This is a genomic window from Streptomyces sp. NPDC051133, from assembly GCF_040682635.1.
Lineage (GTDB): Bacteria > Actinomycetota > Actinomycetes > Streptomycetales > Streptomycetaceae > Streptomyces.
Genome location: NZ_JBFBBK010000033.1, coordinates 36,319 through 51,136, shown reverse-complemented (window position 1 = coordinate 51,136; position 14,818 = coordinate 36,319). Strand labels below are relative to the sequence as shown.

Annotated in this window: 16 protein-coding genes, 1 other RNA gene and 1 pseudogene; 12 read left to right on the top strand and 6 right to left on the bottom strand. The window is 72.2% G+C overall.

Translation table 11 applies throughout. From position 1 onward, the window contains the following. Positions 1 to 27 precede the first annotated feature (27 nt). Together AB0N17_RS29780 and AB0N17_RS29775 are read left to right on the top strand one after the other, a co-directional pair. On the top strand, positions 28 to 1,104 hold the full coding sequence (locus AB0N17_RS29780; protein ID WP_366014633.1) for a Zn-dependent alcohol dehydrogenase: 1,077 nt from the start codon (positions 28 to 30) through the stop codon (positions 1,102 to 1,104). Between the two features lie 12 nt (positions 1,105 to 1,116). Continuing rightward, the gene (locus AB0N17_RS29775; protein WP_366014632.1) at positions 1,117 to 2,055 is read left to right on the top strand and encodes a 3-oxoacyl-ACP reductase; all 939 of its coding nucleotides are present in this window, start codon (positions 1,117 to 1,119) and stop codon (positions 2,053 to 2,055) included. Positions 2,056 to 2,120: 65 nt separating this feature from the next. Here AB0N17_RS29775 and AB0N17_RS29770 read toward each other — a convergent pair whose 3' ends face one another. Then, the gene (locus AB0N17_RS29770; protein WP_366014631.1) at positions 2,121 to 2,279 is read right to left on the bottom strand and encodes a hypothetical protein; all 159 of its coding nucleotides are present in this window, start codon (positions 2,277 to 2,279) and stop codon (positions 2,121 to 2,123) included. A gap of 96 nt (positions 2,280 to 2,375) precedes the next feature. After that, entirely contained in the window at positions 2,376 to 3,605 is a 1,230-nt protein-coding gene (locus AB0N17_RS29765) for a hypothetical protein (RefSeq protein WP_366014630.1), read from the bottom strand. A gap of 185 nt (positions 3,606 to 3,790) precedes the next feature. Between AB0N17_RS29765 and AB0N17_RS29760 the strand changes: the two genes are divergently transcribed. The 3 genes from AB0N17_RS29760 to AB0N17_RS29750 are packed head-to-tail and all read left to right on the top strand — an operon-like array spanning position 3,791 to position 6,781. Then, positions 3,791 to 4,627 (top strand): Nif3-like dinuclear metal center hexameric protein, encoded by an 837-nt coding sequence (locus AB0N17_RS29760; RefSeq protein ID WP_366014629.1) that lies wholly within the window; start codon positions 3,791 to 3,793, stop codon positions 4,625 to 4,627. 16 nt (positions 4,628 to 4,643) lie between these two features. Continuing rightward, on the top strand, positions 4,644 to 5,387 hold the full coding sequence (locus tag AB0N17_RS29755) for a C4-type zinc ribbon domain-containing protein (protein WP_366014688.1): 744 nt from the start codon (positions 4,644 to 4,646) through the stop codon (positions 5,385 to 5,387). Between the two features lie 26 nt (positions 5,388 to 5,413). Then, a complete protein-coding gene (locus AB0N17_RS29750) occupies positions 5,414 to 6,781 on the top strand; it encodes a bifunctional RNase H/acid phosphatase (RefSeq protein ID WP_366014628.1) in 1,368 nt (455 codons plus the stop codon). Here the strand turns inward: AB0N17_RS29750 and eda are convergent. Together eda and yaaA are read right to left on the bottom strand one after the other, a co-directional pair. Next, the gene (eda, locus tag AB0N17_RS29745) at positions 6,753 to 7,415 is read right to left on the bottom strand and encodes a bifunctional 4-hydroxy-2-oxoglutarate aldolase/2-dehydro-3-deoxy-phosphogluconate aldolase (RefSeq protein ID WP_366014627.1); all 663 of its coding nucleotides are present in this window, start codon (positions 7,413 to 7,415) and stop codon (positions 6,753 to 6,755) included. The genes AB0N17_RS29750 and eda overlap by 29 nt on opposite strands. Positions 7,416 to 7,476: 61 nt before the next feature. Beyond that, positions 7,477 to 8,268, bottom strand: coding sequence for a peroxide stress protein YaaA (gene yaaA / locus AB0N17_RS29740; RefSeq protein ID WP_366014687.1), 792 nt, complete (start codon positions 8,266 to 8,268; stop codon positions 7,477 to 7,479). A 197-nt stretch (positions 8,269 to 8,465) separates the two neighbouring features. On the opposite strand from yaaA, the gene AB0N17_RS29735 reads away from it, so the two are divergent. The 7 genes and pseudogenes from AB0N17_RS29735 to AB0N17_RS29705 all read left to right on the top strand — a co-directional run bounded on the left by AB0N17_RS29735 (position 8,466) and on the right by AB0N17_RS29705 (position 13,823). After that, positions 8,466 to 9,290: an AraC family transcriptional regulator gene (locus AB0N17_RS29735; RefSeq protein ID WP_366014626.1), complete on the top strand. Its 825-nt coding sequence runs from the start codon at positions 8,466 to 8,468 to the stop codon at positions 9,288 to 9,290. A gap of 19 nt (positions 9,291 to 9,309) precedes the next feature. Next, positions 9,310 to 10,089, top strand: a pseudogene (locus tag AB0N17_RS29730) (DMT family transporter); the annotation flags it as partial. 115 nt (positions 10,090 to 10,204) lie between these two features. After that, positions 10,205 to 10,607, top strand: an RNA gene (gene rnpB, locus AB0N17_RS29725) — RNase P RNA component class A. Between the two features lie 608 nt (positions 10,608 to 11,215). Next, positions 11,216 to 11,815, top strand: a complete 600-nt coding sequence (locus AB0N17_RS29720) for a hypothetical protein (protein ID WP_366014625.1) — start codon at positions 11,216 to 11,218, stop codon at positions 11,813 to 11,815. 60 nt (positions 11,816 to 11,875) lie between these two features. After that, positions 11,876 to 12,862, top strand: coding sequence for a hypothetical protein (locus tag AB0N17_RS29715; protein WP_366014624.1), 987 nt, complete (start codon positions 11,876 to 11,878; stop codon positions 12,860 to 12,862). Positions 12,863 to 12,876: 14 nt separating this feature from the next. After that, entirely contained in the window at positions 12,877 to 13,386 is a 510-nt protein-coding gene (locus tag AB0N17_RS29710; RefSeq protein ID WP_366014623.1) for a hypothetical protein, read from the top strand. Between the two features lie 56 nt (positions 13,387 to 13,442). Then, the gene (locus AB0N17_RS29705; protein WP_366014622.1) at positions 13,443 to 13,823 is read left to right on the top strand and encodes a hypothetical protein; all 381 of its coding nucleotides are present in this window, start codon (positions 13,443 to 13,445) and stop codon (positions 13,821 to 13,823) included. Positions 13,824 to 13,842: 19 nt separating this feature from the next. On the opposite strand, the gene AB0N17_RS29700 is transcribed toward AB0N17_RS29705, so the two are convergent. Continuing rightward, positions 13,843 to 14,187 carry a MazG-like family protein gene (locus tag AB0N17_RS29700; protein WP_366014621.1) on the bottom strand — a complete coding sequence of 115 codons (345 nt, stop codon included), beginning with the start codon at positions 14,185 to 14,187 and terminating at the stop codon, positions 13,843 to 13,845. Positions 14,188 to 14,225: 38 nt separating this feature from the next. Then, positions 14,226 to 14,780, bottom strand: a complete 555-nt coding sequence (locus AB0N17_RS29695; RefSeq protein WP_366014620.1) for a DoxX family membrane protein — start codon at positions 14,778 to 14,780, stop codon at positions 14,226 to 14,228. Positions 14,781 to 14,818: the final 38 nt, after the last annotated feature.

Sequence of the window (14,818 nt, the reverse complement as noted above, 5' to 3'; positions counted from 1 at the left end):
CAGTGAGCAGTTGAGGGGAGCCGCAGCATGCGCGCAGCCGTACTGCACGAGATCGGCCAGGAGAAGCTGGAGGTCCACGACGACGTCGAGGCGGTGGGCTTCGGCCCCGGCAGGGTCAGGGTCCGGGTGCGGGCCACCGGGCTGTGCCACTCGGACCTGTCCGCGATGAGCGGGGTGCTGCCGCAGCCCGCGCCGTTCGTGCCGGGCCACGAGGGCGCCGGCGAGATCCTGGAGGTCGGCGACGGCGTACGGCACCTGAAGCCCGGCGACCGGGTCGTGCTGTGCTGGCTGCCGGCCTGCGGGGCCTGCCCGGCCTGCGGGCGCGGGCAGACCGAGCTGTGCCTGGCCGGGTTCATGAACGCGGGCACCCCGAACTTCCGGCGCTCCGGCGGCGACGTCTTCGGCTTCGCGGGCACCGGCACCTTCGCCGAGGAGGTCGTGGTCGACGCCGGCTGCGCCGTGCCCATCCCGGACGACGTGCCGTACGACATCGCCGCGCTGATCGGCTGCGGGGTGACCACGGGGCTCGGGGCCGCCCTCAACACGGCCGACGTGGAGGCCGGTTCGTCGGTCGCCGTCATCGGGTGCGGGGGCGTCGGCATCTCCGCCGTACAGGGGGCCCGGCTGAAGGGCGCCGCCGAGATCGTCGCCGTCGACCCGGTCGCCTCCCGGCGCGAGTCCGCGCTCAGGTTCGGGGCGACGCAGGCCGTCGCCCCTCAGGAGCTGGCCGACGCCAAGCAGCGGGTCACCGGCGGGGAGGGCTTCGACTACGTCTTCGAGGTGGTCGGCAGGTCGGCCACCGCCCGCACCGCCTACGAGAACACCCGGCGCGGCGGCACCCTCGTCGTGGTCGGCGCGGGTGCCATGGACGACTTCCTGCAGCTCAACATGTTCGAGCTGTTCTTCGACGAGAAGCGCATCCTGCCCTCCCTGTACGGCGGCGGCGACGTGATCCGCTCCTACGAGCGCACCATCGCCCTGTGGCGGGCCGGGCGCGTCGACCTCGCCGGGCTGATCACCCACCGGGTGCAGCTGGCGGAGATCAACGAGGCCCTGGACCGGATGCGGTCCGGGACGGCCCTGCGCACCTGCATCGAGATCTGAGGGCGGAGCGGAATGTCACTGCCTCTCGAAGGACTGTCCGCCGTCGTCACCGGTGCCGGGCGCGGGCTCGGCCGGGCCGAGGCCCTGGAACTCGCCCGGCTCGGCGCGGCCGTCGTCGTCAACGACTACGGGCAGCCCGGGCGGGACGGGTCCGGCGAGGCGTCGGCGGGGCCCGCCGAACAGGTCGCCGCCGAGATCCGCGCGGCCGGCGGCGAGGCCCTCGCGCACACCGGGGACGTCGCCGACCCCGGGCAGGCCGGGGACCTCGTCCGGCTGGCGATCGCCGCGTTCGGCAAGCTGGACGTCCTCGTGAACAACGCGGGCATCCTGCGCGACCGCATGGTCTTCTCCATGACCGAGGACGAGTGGGACTCGGTGATCCGCGTCCATCTCAAGGGGCACTTCAACACGACCCGGATCGCCGCCGCGCACTGGCGGGAGCGGGCCAAGGCGGCCGGGGGGCCGGTGTACGGGCGGATCGTGAACACCTCCTCGGAGGCGTTCCTCGCCGGTTCCGCCGGCCAGCCCAACTACGCCGCGGCGAAGGGCGGGATCGTCGGCCTGACCACGTCCACCGCCCTGGCCCTCGCCAAGTACGGCGTCACGGCCAACGCCATCTGCCCGCGCGCCCGGACCCGGATGACCGAGGACGTCTTCGCCGGCCTGCGGGCGCCGGACGAGGGCCTCGACCCCCTGGCCCCGGAGCATGTCGCCCCCCTCGTCGGCTACCTGGCCGCACCGGCCGCCGCCCGGATCAACGGACAGCTGCTCGTCGTGCACGGCGGCATGGTGGCGATCGTCGAACGTCCCCGGGTGCAGGCGAAGTTCGACAGCAAGCAGGAGACGTTCACGTACGACGAACTCGACGCACTGCTGACCCCGCACTACGCGGACCGGCCCCCGGGAGAGACCTTCGCGGCGGCGGAGGTGCTGGGGTTGAAACGCGGGTGAGGAAAGGGAAGAGGAGGAAAGGGAAGAGGGGGCGCCGGCCGGCGCCCCCTCTTCCGTTACCACCGTCAGGCGGCCGCCTCTGCGGCCTCCTGTGCCGGCTTGCGGTGCCGGCCGTGCGGAGCCGTCTCGTTCTCCTGGGCCGATACCGCGCCCCGGTGCCGGCCGTGGCCGGCAGCCTCGTGAGAATCGGCGGACAGCTGCTCCGTCGTGCTGGTGTCGCTCATCGGACGTATTCACCCCGTCAACATGATCTTTCGTACAGCCGGGCGAGTGTAACCGGCACACCGCGGGCCGAATCCAGGCGCACACGCCAACCGGCACTACTTCGTTACAAGACGTCCCAGGGGTGCCTGTTGCAACGGCACAGGACGCGCCACCGCAGGCTCCGGAGGATGCGGTTCCGCCCCCTCCCGGGGCGCCTCGGGCACCCCGGCAGCCGTACCGTCCGGGACCGGATCCCCCAGGCCCCCGCCCCCCGATTCCCCCGGCACCGCGGCGGCCGTACCGCCCGCGGCCCCCGTGGCCCCCGTCTCCCCCCTCGGCACCGGCAGCTCCGCCACGCCGCACGGAGTCTCCCGCGTCGCGTACGGCAGCCGCAGCACCCCGTCCCGCGTCCACAGCCCGGCCCCCGCCAACCACCCCTCGGGGGACGGGAGATGACGCACCCGCCGCTCGGCCGGCCGCCAGATGCCGACCCAGCTGCCGAACGCGCCGTCGACCCGCAGCGCCACCGCGCAGTTCTCCGGCATCAGCACCTGCCCCGGCTGGACGGCGAACGGCGTCACCGCGCAGTCCGGCATCCGCAGACACTCCGGGAAGCGCACCGGCAGCATGCTGCCGAGCACGCCCCAGCCCAACCGTTCCCGTCCGGGGCAGGGCGCGTCCGAGGAGATCAGCAGCAGCCCGCTGTCGGGGTCGGCGAGCAGCAGCCGGTCGTCGCTGCCGTCCGCGATCTGCAGCAGCGGCGAGACCTCCGCGCGCTCCAGGTCCACCACCACCGTCTTGGTCCGGCCGCCCAGCTCCCGGTCCAGCGCCAGCATCCGCCCGCCGCGGTCCAGCCAGACCCCGCCCGCGCAGCGCCCCGGCACCTCGGCGACCCGCTCCGGACCGCGGGCCCCGCCCGCCACCAGCCAGACGGTCGCGGAGCGCGGGCCGACGGCGAGGGCGTACGCCCGCACGCCCCCCGGCGCCGGCGGCAGCAGCCTCAGCCGGGCGCCGGGCTCCGGGCACTGCACCGCGCCGAGCGGCAGCTCGCCGGTGCCGGGCCCGGTCGGGTACAGCAGCGAGAAGACGTGCCGGCCCTCGGCCAGCCGGTGGATCAGCACCCGGCCGTCGCCCATGGGCTGCACCTCGGTGCCCGGCTCCTCCGGCTGGTTGCCGGGCAGCGGCACGGCGTACGGTTCCGGGCCGTCCAGCGTCCAGCGCTCCGGGAACCAGCAGTCACCGGCCGGCGCGAGCCGGGCCGCGTACGCGCCGTCCGCCGTGATGGCGCAGGCCGTCGAGCCGTCCGCGGCACCGGTCGACGGGGGTTCGGTCGCACAGGCGGTCATCGTTCGGTCACCTCCGGCGACGAAGCTAGTTTTCGTACGCACGGCCGTGGGACCGGCGGTCGCCCACTTCACACATACGGGTGGCGCAGAAGCGATTCCTCTGAGGAAGCGGGGGGTGCTGTGCTGAGCGGGACGCCGGACGGTTCCGGTGCGGCCCCGCCGAACAGCCAGGTAGCCTTTTCCCCGTGCCCCGTCTGTCTGAAGTCATCGCCGCGCTGGAGAACCTCTGGCCCGCCGAGCGGGCCGAGTCCTGGGACGCGGTCGGCACGGTCGTGGGCGACCCCGATCAGGAGGTCACCCGGGTCCTGTTCGCCGTCGACCCCGTGCAGGAGATCGTCGAGGAGGCGGTGAAGCTCGGCGCCGACCTGCTGGTCACCCACCACCCGCTCTACCTGCGCGGTACGACGACGGTGGCGGCGACCCACTTCAAGGGCCGGGTCGTGCACACGCTGATCAAGAACGACATCGCGCTGCACGTCGCCCACACCAACGCCGACACGGCCGACCCGGGCGTCTCGGACGCCCTGGCCGGCGCGCTCGACCTCCGGGTCGTACGCCCCCTCGTGCCGGACCCGGCCGACCCGCAGGGCTGTCGGGGCCTCGGCCGCGTGTGCGAACTCGACCACCCTCTCACCGTGCGCGAGCTGGCCGCCCGCGCCGCCGAGCGGCTGCCCGCCACCGCGCAGGGCATCCGGGTGGCCGGCGACCCCGAGGCCGTCGTCCGGACGATCGCCGTCAGCGGCGGTTCCGGCGACAGTCTCTTCGACCAGGTCCGCGCGGCCGGTGTCGACGCCTTCCTCACCGCCGACCTGCGCCACCACCCGGCCTCCGAGGCGGTGGCCCAGAGCCCCCTCGCGCTGCTCGACGCGGCGCACTGGGCCACCGAGTGGCCCTGGTGCGAGCTGGCCGCGAGCCAGCTCGACGAGATCTCCGACCGTCACGGCTGGGACCTGCGCGTCCACGTCTCCAAGACGGTCACCGACCCCTGGACCGCCCACGCGGCGTCCACCACCTCTAGCTGAACCTGGGAGCCCCCAACTGAACGCCGCGCCCGCCGACCAGATCCGACTCCTCGACGTCCAGGCCCTCGACGTCCGTCTCCAGCAGCTCGCGCACAAGCGGAAGTCGCTGCCCGAGCACGCCGAGATCGAGTCGCTGACCAAGGACCTCACGCAGCTGCGCGACCTGCTCGTGGCCGCGCAGACCCAGGAGAGCGACACGGCCCGCGAGCAGACCAAGGCCGAGCAGGACGTGGACCAGGTGCGCCAGCGCGCCGCCCGGGACCAGCAGCGGCTGGACTCCGGCGCGGTCACCTCGCCCAAGGACCTGTCCAACCTCCAGCACGAGATCGCCTCCCTCGCCAAGCGGCAGGGTGACCTGGAGGACGTGGTCCTGGAGGTCATGGAGCGCCGCGAGGCCGCGCAGGAGCGGGTGAGCGAGCTGACCGAGCGGGTGGGCTCCGTCCAGTCGAAGATCGACGACGCGGGCGGCCGCCGGGCCGCCGCGTTCGAGGAGATCGACGGCGAGGCCGCCTCGGTGGCGAAGGAGCGCGAGGTCGTCGCGGCCTCCGTCCCCGCCGACCTCCTCAAGCTCTACGACAAGCTGCGCGAGCAGCAGGGCGGCATCGGCGCCGCCAAGCTGTACGCCCGTACCTGCCAGGGCTGCCGCCAGGAGCTGGCGATCACGGAGCTGAACGAGGTCCGCGCGGCGGCCCCCGACACCGTGGTGCGCTGCGAGAACTGCCGCCGCATCCTGGTGCGCACGGCCGAGTCCGGTCTGTAGACGTCGGTAGACAAGGGGCCTGTGGGGTGCGGGAGTTCATCGTCGAGGCCGACGGCGGGTCGCGGGGCAACCCGGGGCCCGCGGGCTACGGGGCCGTGGTGAGCGACGCGGCGACGGGGGAGACCCTGGTGGAGTCCGCCGAGTACATCGGCGTGGCCACGAACAACGTCGCCGAGTACCGGGGCCTGCTCGCCGGCCTGCGCGCGGCCCGCACCCTGGACCCGTCCGCCGTGGTCCACGTCCGGATGGACTCCAAGCTGGTCGTCGAGCAGATGTCGGGCCGCTGGAAGATCAAGCACCCCGACATGAAGCCCCTGGCGGCCGAGGCGAGGACGGTCTTCCCGTCGGCCCAGGTCACCTACGAGTGGATCCCCCGTGAGCGGAACAAGCACGCGGACCGCCTGGCCAACGAGGCGATGGACGCAGGGGTGAAGGGCAGGCAGTGGTCCCCGGCGGAGTCGAGGGCGGCCCTGGACGCTCCGCCGGCCGTTCCCGAGCCGTCCGGCCCGCCGGGAGACGCGGCGGCGGGCGCGGCCAGGGCCCGTGCGGCGCTGGCGGAGGGACGAGCGGCCGACGCGGCCGCCGCCGCGGGCGGCCGTGCCGCCACGACGGCGCCCGTCCCGCAGAAGGCGGCACCTCCCGTCGAGCAGGCCCCTGCCACGCCCACCGAGCGCCGCCCTGCCGCCCCCACCGAGCCGCGCCCGGCCACCGACGCCCCCACGGAGCAGCGCGTCTCCACCCCGGGCTGGAGCAGTGCCCCCGACCTCGGCGCTCCCGCCACCCTGGTGCTCCTCCGCCACGGCGAGACCCCCCTGACCCCTCAGAAACGCTTCTCCGGCAGCGGCGGCACCGACCCCTCCCTCTCCGACGTCGGCCGCGAGCAGGCCCGCCGGGTCGCCGAGGCGCTCGCCCGGCGCGGCACCGTCCAGGCCGTCGTCGCCTCCCCTCTGGCCCGCACCCGCGAGACGGCGGGCATCGTCGCCGCCCGCCTCGGCCTGGACGTCGCCGTCGAGGACGGTCTGCGCGAGACGGACTTCGGCGCCTGGGAGGGCCTCACCTTCGGCGAGGTCCGGGACCGTCACCCCGAGGACCTGAACGCCTGGCTCGGCGACCCGGAGGCGCACCCCACCGGCGGCGGCGAGAGCTTCTCCGAGACGGCCACCCGGATCGCGGCCACCCGGGACAAGCTGGTCGCGGCCCACGCGGGCCGCACGGTCCTGCTGGTCACCCACGTCACCCCGATCAAGACCTTCGTCCGCCTCGCCCTCGGTGCCCCGCCCGCCTCCCTGTTCCGCATGGAGCTGTCGGCCGCCTCCCTCTCGGCGGTGGCGTACTACGCCGACGGCAACGCGAGCGTCCGCCTCTTCAACGACACGTCCCACCTGCGCCCCTGAGGCCGGCGGCGCCCCGCGCCAGCTCCTCGATCCGCGCCCAGTCCCGGGCGGCCACCGCATCCGCCGGGACCATCCAACTGCCGCCCACGCAGCCGACGTTGGGGAGGGCGAGGTACTCCGGAGCGGTCGCCGGGCCGATCCCGCCGGTCGGGCAGAAGCGGGCCTGCGGCAACGGTCCCGCCAGCGACTTCAGATAGGCCGTACCGCCCGCCGCCTGCGCCGGGAAGAACTTCATCTCCCGCACCCCGCGCTCCAGCAGCGCGACGACCTCCGAGGCGGTCGACACCCCGGGCAGGTACGGCACCCCGGACCCCCGCATCGCGTCCAGCAGCCCTTCCGTCCACCCCGGGCTGACCAGGAACCGGGCCCCGGCCGCCGCGCACGCGCGCACCTGCTCCGGCGAGAGGACCGTACCCGCCCCGACCGCCGCCCCGGGCACCTCACCGGCGATCGCACGGATCGCGTCCAGTGCCGCGGGCGTCCTGAGGGTCACCTCGATCGCGGGCAGCCCCCCGGCCACCAGCGCCCGCGCCAGCGGTACGGCGTCGGCGGCGTCGGCGAGCACCACCACGGGCACCACCGGCGCGAGATCCAGCACGGAGGCAGCGGAGGGCGAGGGCAGCGGCGAGGTCATGTCCTCATCGTGCCCAGCAGCTACAGCATACGCAATGAACGTTGCACATGCTGCAATGAGCTCAGTGGATCTCCTCCACCAGCACGTCCAGCGACCACGCCTTGCCGGCCTTCCCCGGCGCCTCCGCCTCCACCACGTACCCGAGTTCCCGCAGCGCCTCCACCAGCTCGGCGGGGTCCTCGGGCGCGGTCCCGGCCGACAGCAGGCTCCGGACGATCCGCCCCTTCGTCGCCTTGTTGAAGTGGCTGACGACCTTCCGGGTCGGCGCGTGCAGCACCCGTACGGTCGCCGTCCGCCCGGCGACCTCGCCCTTCGGCCTCCAGGCCGCCGCGTACGCGGAGGAGCGCAGGTCCAGCACCAGGCCCTCCCCGGCCACCTCGGGCAGCACCTCGGCCATCGGCGCCCGCCAGTGCCCGGCCAGCGCGCCCAGACCCGGCAGCTTCACCCCCATCGAGCAGCGGTAGGAGGGGATCCGGTCCGCCGGCCCCACCGCGCCCCACAGCCCGGAGAACACCAGCAGCGAGTCCGCCGCGCGCCGCCGCGCCGCCGCGTCCAGCGAGGCCAGGCCGAGGGCGTCGTAGAGCACACCGGTGTAGATCTCGCCGGCGGGGCGGGCGCCCGCCGTGCGCAGTCCGGCGTTCTTCGCGACCTCGCCGCGCAGTCCCTCGCTCAGCCCGAGCACCTCGCGCGCCTTCTCGTTCTGGTCGGGGTCCCCGGCGCACAGCTCGACCAGCTCCCCGAGCACGGCCTCCCGCGCGGCGGTCAGCCCCGGCAGAGACAGCGACGACAGCTCCAGCGGGGCACCCTCCCCCGCGCTCGCCTTGCCTTCCGAGGGCGGCAGCAGGACCAGCAACACGTACTCCTCACGTAGACCTCCGCGACAGCGTACGGCGTGCCGCCCGCGCCCCGCCGCGGGCCGAGCCGGGCCTCCGCGCGCCCGGCCTCCTCCTCGACCGGGCCGGGCCGGGTCGGGCCCGGGGGTGGAGGGGGATGGAAGCGGGCCCTGGCGGCGTTGCACCCGTCGGCGGACGACAGGCGAGGGGGTGCCCGATGGCGGAACAGGCGCTGTGGACGAGGGCGCGACTGGGTCCCGTCGGACCCCCGCTCGACCTGCTGACGGCGAGCTTCCGACGCCACGTGTACGCCCCGCACGCGCACGAGGAGTACACGATCGGCGTGTGCGTGGGCGGCTGCGAGGTGATCGCCTACCGGGGCGGCCACATCCGCACCGGGCCGGGCACGATCGTCGTCCTCGACCCCGGCGAGATGCACACCGGCGGCCCCGGCAACGCCACCGACGGCTACGCCTACCGCGCCCTGTACGCCGAGCCGTCCCTGCTGACCGACGGCATCCTCGGCGGGCTGCCGTACTTCCGCGAGCCCCTCCTCGAGGACCCCGAGCTCGCCGCCGCCCTCCGCCGCGCCCACACCGAGCTCAGCGCCTGCCCCGACCCGCTGGAGGCCGAGTCCCGCATCCCCTGGCTGCTGACGGCCCTGGCCCGCCGCCACTCCACGGCCCGGGCCGGGGCCGACCTGATCCCCGGCGCCGGCGCGATCGCCCTGACCGTCCGCGACCGCCTCGCCGACGAACTCACCGACCCGCCGCCGCTGGCCTGCCTCGCCGCCGACCTGGGCCTGTCCCGCTACCAGCTGCTGCGGGCCTTCCGTACGACCATGGGGATACCGCCGTACGCCTGGCTCGCCCAGTACCGGGTGAGCCGGGCCCGCGCGCTGCTCGCCGCCGGGCTGCGTCCCGCCGAGGTGGCCCCGCTCGTCGGCTTCGCCGACCAGGCGCACCTCACCCGCTGGTTCCGCCGGGTGCTGGGGGTGACGCCGGCGGCCTACCGCAACAGCGTTCAAGACGTCCAGGGTTGATCCGGCCGACACTCGCCGCATGACTGCACGTGGCTGGTTCCTGTTCTCCCTCATGGGAGTGGTGTGGGGGATCCCCTACCTGATGATCAAGGTGGCGGTGGACGAGGTGTCCCCGCCGGTGGTGGTCTTCACGCGCTGTGCGCTCGGCGCGCTCCTGCTGCTCCCGTTCGCCGCGCGCCAGGGCGGCCTGCCGCGCACCGTACGCACCCACTGGCGTCCCATGCTGGCCTTCGCGTGCCTGGAGATCCTGATCCCCTGGTTCACCCTCACCGATGCCGAACGGCACCTGTCCAGCTCCACGGCGGGCCTGCTGATCGCCGGGGTGCCGATCGTGGGCGTGATCGCGGGACGGCTGCTGGGCGGCAGCGAACACCTGGGAGCCCGCCGCCTCGCGGGCCTGGCCCTCGGCCTGGCCGGCGTCACGGTCCTCACCCTTCCCCACCTGACCGGCGGCGACGCCCGCTCCCTGGCCGAGGTCCTGCTGACGGTCCTGGGCTACGCGACGGCACCGCTGATAGCCGCCCGCCGCCTGAAGGAGGTCCCGTCCCTGCACCTGACGGCGGCCTGCCTCACCCTCGCGGCGCTGGTCTACGCCCCCGTCGCCGTCCTCACCCGCCCGTCCGCCGTGCCCTCCGGCCCGGCCCTGGCCGCGCTGGCCGGCCTGGGCGTGATCTGCACGGCCGTCGCCTTCGTGGCCTTCCTGGAGCTGATCAAGGAGGCCGGCCCCACCCGGGCGACGGTGATCACATACGTCAACCCGGCGGTCGCGGTGGCGGCCGGCGCCGCCTTCCTGAACGAGCCGCTGACCCCCACGGTCCTGGTGGCCTTCGCCCTGATCCTGACCGGCTCCGTGCTGGCGACGGCCGCCGGTCCGCGACGTCCCGCCCGCCCGGTACCATGGTCGGCACGGCAGACGAGCCGGGCGGGCGGCCGCGTGGAGTCCCCCTAGGGGGCTTCCCGAGGAACGTCCGGGCTCCACAGGGCAGGGTGGTGGCTAACGGCCACCCGGGGTGACCCGCGGGACAGTGCCACAGAAAGCAGACCGCCGGGGACCTCGGTCCTCGGTAAGGGTGAAACGGTGGTGTAAGAGACCACCAGTGCCCAGGGTGACCTGGGCAGCTAGGTAAACCCCACCTGGAGCAAGGTCAAAAGGAAACACCCCGGTGTTTCTGCGCGGACGTTCGAGGGCTGCCCACCCGAGTCCGCGGGTAGACCGCACGAGACCGGTGGCAACACCGGTCCTAGATGGATGGCCGTCGCCGAGGGGATCGCGAGACCCCCTCGGAACAGAACCCGGCGTACAGCCCGACTCGTCTGCCGCCCCCTGCGGCTTTGCCTGGGAAAGGCTTGCCGCGTCAGGCACGGAAAGTCCCCCCTCTGACTTGGGGCCGGTGGCGATGGCCATCGCATCGCTGTGCAATCGACCCCCTCCCTCAAGTGCTTCGAGCGCTCGCAATACGGTTGCAGCCGTGCGCTTCGACGACAATGAGCCCGTCTTCAAGCGGAGCAAGTGGGGGACGAACCGCTACGAGTACACCCGCAAAACTCCATAGGCTTCGCCTTGATCGTGGTGGCCATCGGCTTCGCTGTGGTGGCTGCTCGTGATGCACCGCCGGACATGTCCCGGTGGGCGGCACCAGCAGAGGATTCCACCGAGCCAACTCCGTCGGAGGCAGGGGCTCCTTCCGTACCAGCCATTCGCGAGACGCCCCTGAGTCTGACGGCGGACGCCTCCCCTGCACCGCTTCTGGGTGCAACAAGGAGTTGGACGGAGGCAGCGGCGTGACTGTGACGTACGGCATGGTCGCATTCCGGTCAGTAGCGGGCTACGGGCGGCGTCAAAATTCCGTGACCAGGCAAGATCACGACTATCGTCCCTGAGTCGCTTCTGTTACGGATGGGGATGGCAGGGGCACCACAAGCCAGTGGCCGAGGTGCTGCTGAGAGCTGACCGCACGGGGGAGGACTCGATGGCGGACCACACGGGGGATCCGCAGGCAACTGAGGCTGCGCTGGAATCGGCGGCCGGCGCGCTGGCTGTGTCCGGCATCGGCCCCATCGCAAGTGCTGGTGCCATCATGGCCAAGGAGTTGCGGGTCGAGGCCGAGACTCTGACTACCTTCAAGAACCGGGTGAACGATCTTCTGACTCGGCTGGAGAAGTCGAAGGCCGCCCCACACAGGATCGCGGACGGCTCCCTGCCGACGGGGCGGTTGGGTAACTTCGATGAAGCCGACGCTCTCCACGGCGCCTACACCCAGGTGCATTCCCAGCTGGAGCGCCTGTCCAAGATGCTGGCGCTGCAGATCGAGGGGCTGATGGTCACGGTCGACGCGTCGAAGAGCAACTATCACAATCTCGACGCCGACGTTCGCGATCGCCTGCACCGCATCCGTGTCGAGGCCGACAAGCTGGCTGTCGATGACGCCCAGCCGGGAGCAAACGGACACGGAGGCGGCAGGGCGGATGTGCCCGGCCATGGCCGACACGGCTCCACGTCGGACTCGCAGGCAGGTGACTTGTGATGTCCGTGGTTATGAGACAGAGCGACGGGATGGTCTCGACAGGGAAGGCGGTGGGGCTCCATGTCTGACTTCGCCAGCCGCATGTGGGAGACGGTCAAGCAGGAGCGGTTCCTGCTCCAGGACCCCGAACAGCTGTGGGCCATGGTCGAGTCGGCCGACGGGCCGACAGCCAGTGGTCTCGGTGAGCTGTTGAAGGAAGCCGCCAAGACGATCAAGGAGATCGGCGGCGATCTGCAGACCCACAGTATGGCGGTCGAGTGGGAGGGCGAGGGTGGGGCAGCGTTCCGGGCCTGGTGCTACCAAGCAGCGCTGACCACAGTGAGTTTGGGCGATTACAGCGAGAACGCGGGCAAATGGCTCGGCCACGCGGCGGACACGCTGCACGAGGTCAAGCCCCAGCTTGAGTTGGCGAAGATCATGACCAATCACGGTCATGAGACGTACGTGGCGATGAGTGACCCGAGTGGCGATCGGCATCCCTCCCACGGCCCGAACCTAAACCGTGACCAGGTGCTGGAGATGACGAAGCAGATATCGCGGAGCCAGGACTCCTACAACCTGCTTCACACGGGTATGAACTACGCGATCATGGACGACATTCACGACCCTACGCGACAACCGGAAGACACCCTCCACGCGGCCGGCACCGCGGTCGGCTTCATGGAGGAGGGCCGGTACCTGGCACTCAAGGGCGACCAGCACGACTACACGTGGGACAAGGCATGGAGCTACCACCTCACCGGTGGAATGCTGAACTTCGTCCCCGTCTACGGTGACGCCTTGCAGCGCGGATCCGACGTCATTACCACTGCCTGGATCATGGACGAACAGCAGCATCAGGCGGACAAGCTCACGAGCGACAGTCAGGCGACCTTCCACCATCGCCAGAACCAGCTCAACGCCATTGCCAACCAGTGGTACGCGACGAACTCCCACTGGGCCGACACCCACACCGACTACTCGCACGGACAGGGCATGTACGACCAGATCAACACATCGGCCAACAACGGCAATGCCCTGGCCCGCGGCAGGGCAGGAGCTCAGTGATGCCAACGAGGCGCATGGTGGCGGCACTGTTGTGCGGCATCGTCATGGCAGCGGCGGTGGGCTGCAGCACCCGCGCCACCGTCCCCGCGGACTTCTGCAAGGTCTCGGTGCCGAAGAGGGCCTTGTCACCACTCATTCCGGACAACGGATCCGTGAAGCAGACGTACACGGCCTTGGAGGGTCAGCAGGGTGCGGGCTGTGCCCTGAGTGCCGGCGGCAACCGGGTGCTGTTCGTCGCTATCACACGCTGGGACCGGACCCCGGACCCGGCGGACTGGAAGGCCTCAGCGGCACCGTACAAGTACGCCGCCGAGCGGGCCGTCTCCTTTCCGGGGCATGCGGCGATCGGAAGCAACGGCGCTGTGGTCCGGGCCACCTGCACGTCTCGGACCGCATACATGTCCTTCGGGGTCGACTTCTTCGGTGACCGCGTCGAGAACACCCCCACCGGCTACAAGAAACTCCAGAGCTTTGTCAACGAATTCGTCCCTCGCGAAACCAAGAAGTTCCACTGTACCAATTAGGTGGCCTGGGGTGACGTCCACCAGAATCATGCTGGCGAGCAAGGAAGGGGCTGGCCGTGAATGAGCAAAGGCAGGTGCCACCGCCACCTGGAAAATCGCGCGACGAGCAATGCCTGAGAGATGCCGACCGACTAGAAAAGTGGTCGCTTGCGTGGGCGCTCGTGACGATGGGTATGTGGGGCTGGTTTCTGTACCTACTCCTTATCGGGTACGAGGCCGGCGGAGTCGAGTGCCGGGCGCCACTGTTCCATCCCGCCCAGGATTACAGTCCCTGCGACAGCGGCATGCGCCAGTGGCCTGTGCTTCTTGGCGTGCTTGCTCTGGCCGTGGTTCCTACTGTCATTGCCGCGGCCACAATGCTGTACGCGAAGATCCTCTACCGTATCGCCGGTCCGTCGAACCAGAACGCAAATTCCTCTGCGGGATCGTCTTTGTGAACTGCCGAGGATCCGCGCCTCAGGCCGGCGGCCCCAGCGGCCGGTCCCGGACCCGCTCCAGTTGCCGCTCGAACACCTCCCGCGCCTCCGGTGTCAGCGTGCGCAAAGCCACCAGGGCCGTGATCGCCACGTCGCACAGTTCCGCCTGGACGTCCTCCCACGTGTGGGTGATGCCCTTGCGGGGGTTCTGGCCGATCGTGCCGATGACCGCCTCCGCGACCTCGCCGACCTCCTCCGACAGCTTGAGGACGCGGAGGAGGACGCCTTCTCGGCCCCGGTCCTGCTGGGCGGCCTCCAGGCGGGACCAGAGGTCGTCGACGGTCGGCCAGAGGGCGGGGGCGCGGTCGCAGTCGCGGTCGGTCATGCGGCTCAGCGTCCCATGCCGTCGGGGACGGCCGTCGGCTACTCCTCGAACTCCTCGAACAGCGCCTCCTGCTCGCCCTCCCGCTTCGCCCGGCACCGCCGGTTGCGTGCCCCGACCACCACGGCCGTGGCCGCCGCCGTGACCCCGAGGGCCACCGGCACCATCCAGCCGCGGTCGAAGACATGGCCGAGGGCGTGGTCGAGGGAGAGACGGCCGGGGCCGGAGACGGCAAGGCCGGCCGCCGCGAGGCCGAGGCTCGCCGCGTGCTCGTAGCCGCCCTCCTGGGCGAAGAAGCCGTTGGGCATGTGGACCGCCGCCGCCCCCGCCATCGCGCCGGCCGCCGCCGCGCCCGCCGCCGGGGTCGCCAGGCCCAGGGCGAGCAGGGTGCCGCCGCCGGCTTCGGCGAGGCCCGCCGCCGTGGCGCTCGCCCGGCCCGGCGCGTAGCCGACGGACTCCATGAACTGGCCGGTGCCCTCCAGACCGTGCCCGCCGAACCAGCCGAACAGCTTCTGCGCGCCGTGCGCGGCCAGCACCCCGCCGGTCCCCAGCCGGAGCAGGAGCAGGCCCATATCACGTCGGTCGTAACAGCTCACGGTGACTCCCCTGCAGGCAGATGCGGACACAGGCGGAC

Coding starts and splice junctions, on each gene's coding strand:
- AB0N17_RS29780 (WP_366014633.1), top strand. CDS start 28: ATGCGCGCAGCCGTACTGCACGAGATCGGCCAGGAGAAGCTGGAGGTC.
- AB0N17_RS29775 (WP_366014632.1), top strand. CDS start 1,117: ATGTCACTGCCTCTCGAAGGACTGTCCGCCGTCGTCACCGGTGCCGGG.
- AB0N17_RS29770 (WP_366014631.1), bottom strand. CDS start 2,279: ATGAGCGACACCAGCACGACGGAGCAGCTGTCCGCCGATTCTCACGAG.
- AB0N17_RS29765 (WP_366014630.1), bottom strand. CDS start 3,605: ATGACCGCCTGTGCGACCGAACCCCCGTCGACCGGTGCCGCGGACGGC.
- eda (WP_366014627.1), bottom strand. CDS start 7,415: ATGACCTCGCCGCTGCCCTCGCCCTCCGCTGCCTCCGTGCTGGATCTC.
- AB0N17_RS29735 (WP_366014626.1), top strand. CDS start 8,466: ATGGCGGAACAGGCGCTGTGGACGAGGGCGCGACTGGGTCCCGTCGGA.
- AB0N17_RS29715 (WP_366014624.1), top strand. CDS start 11,876: ATGTCTGACTTCGCCAGCCGCATGTGGGAGACGGTCAAGCAGGAGCGG.
- AB0N17_RS29710 (WP_366014623.1), top strand. CDS start 12,877: ATGGTGGCGGCACTGTTGTGCGGCATCGTCATGGCAGCGGCGGTGGGC.
- AB0N17_RS29700 (WP_366014621.1), bottom strand. CDS start 14,187: ATGACCGACCGCGACTGCGACCGCGCCCCCGCCCTCTGGCCGACCGTC.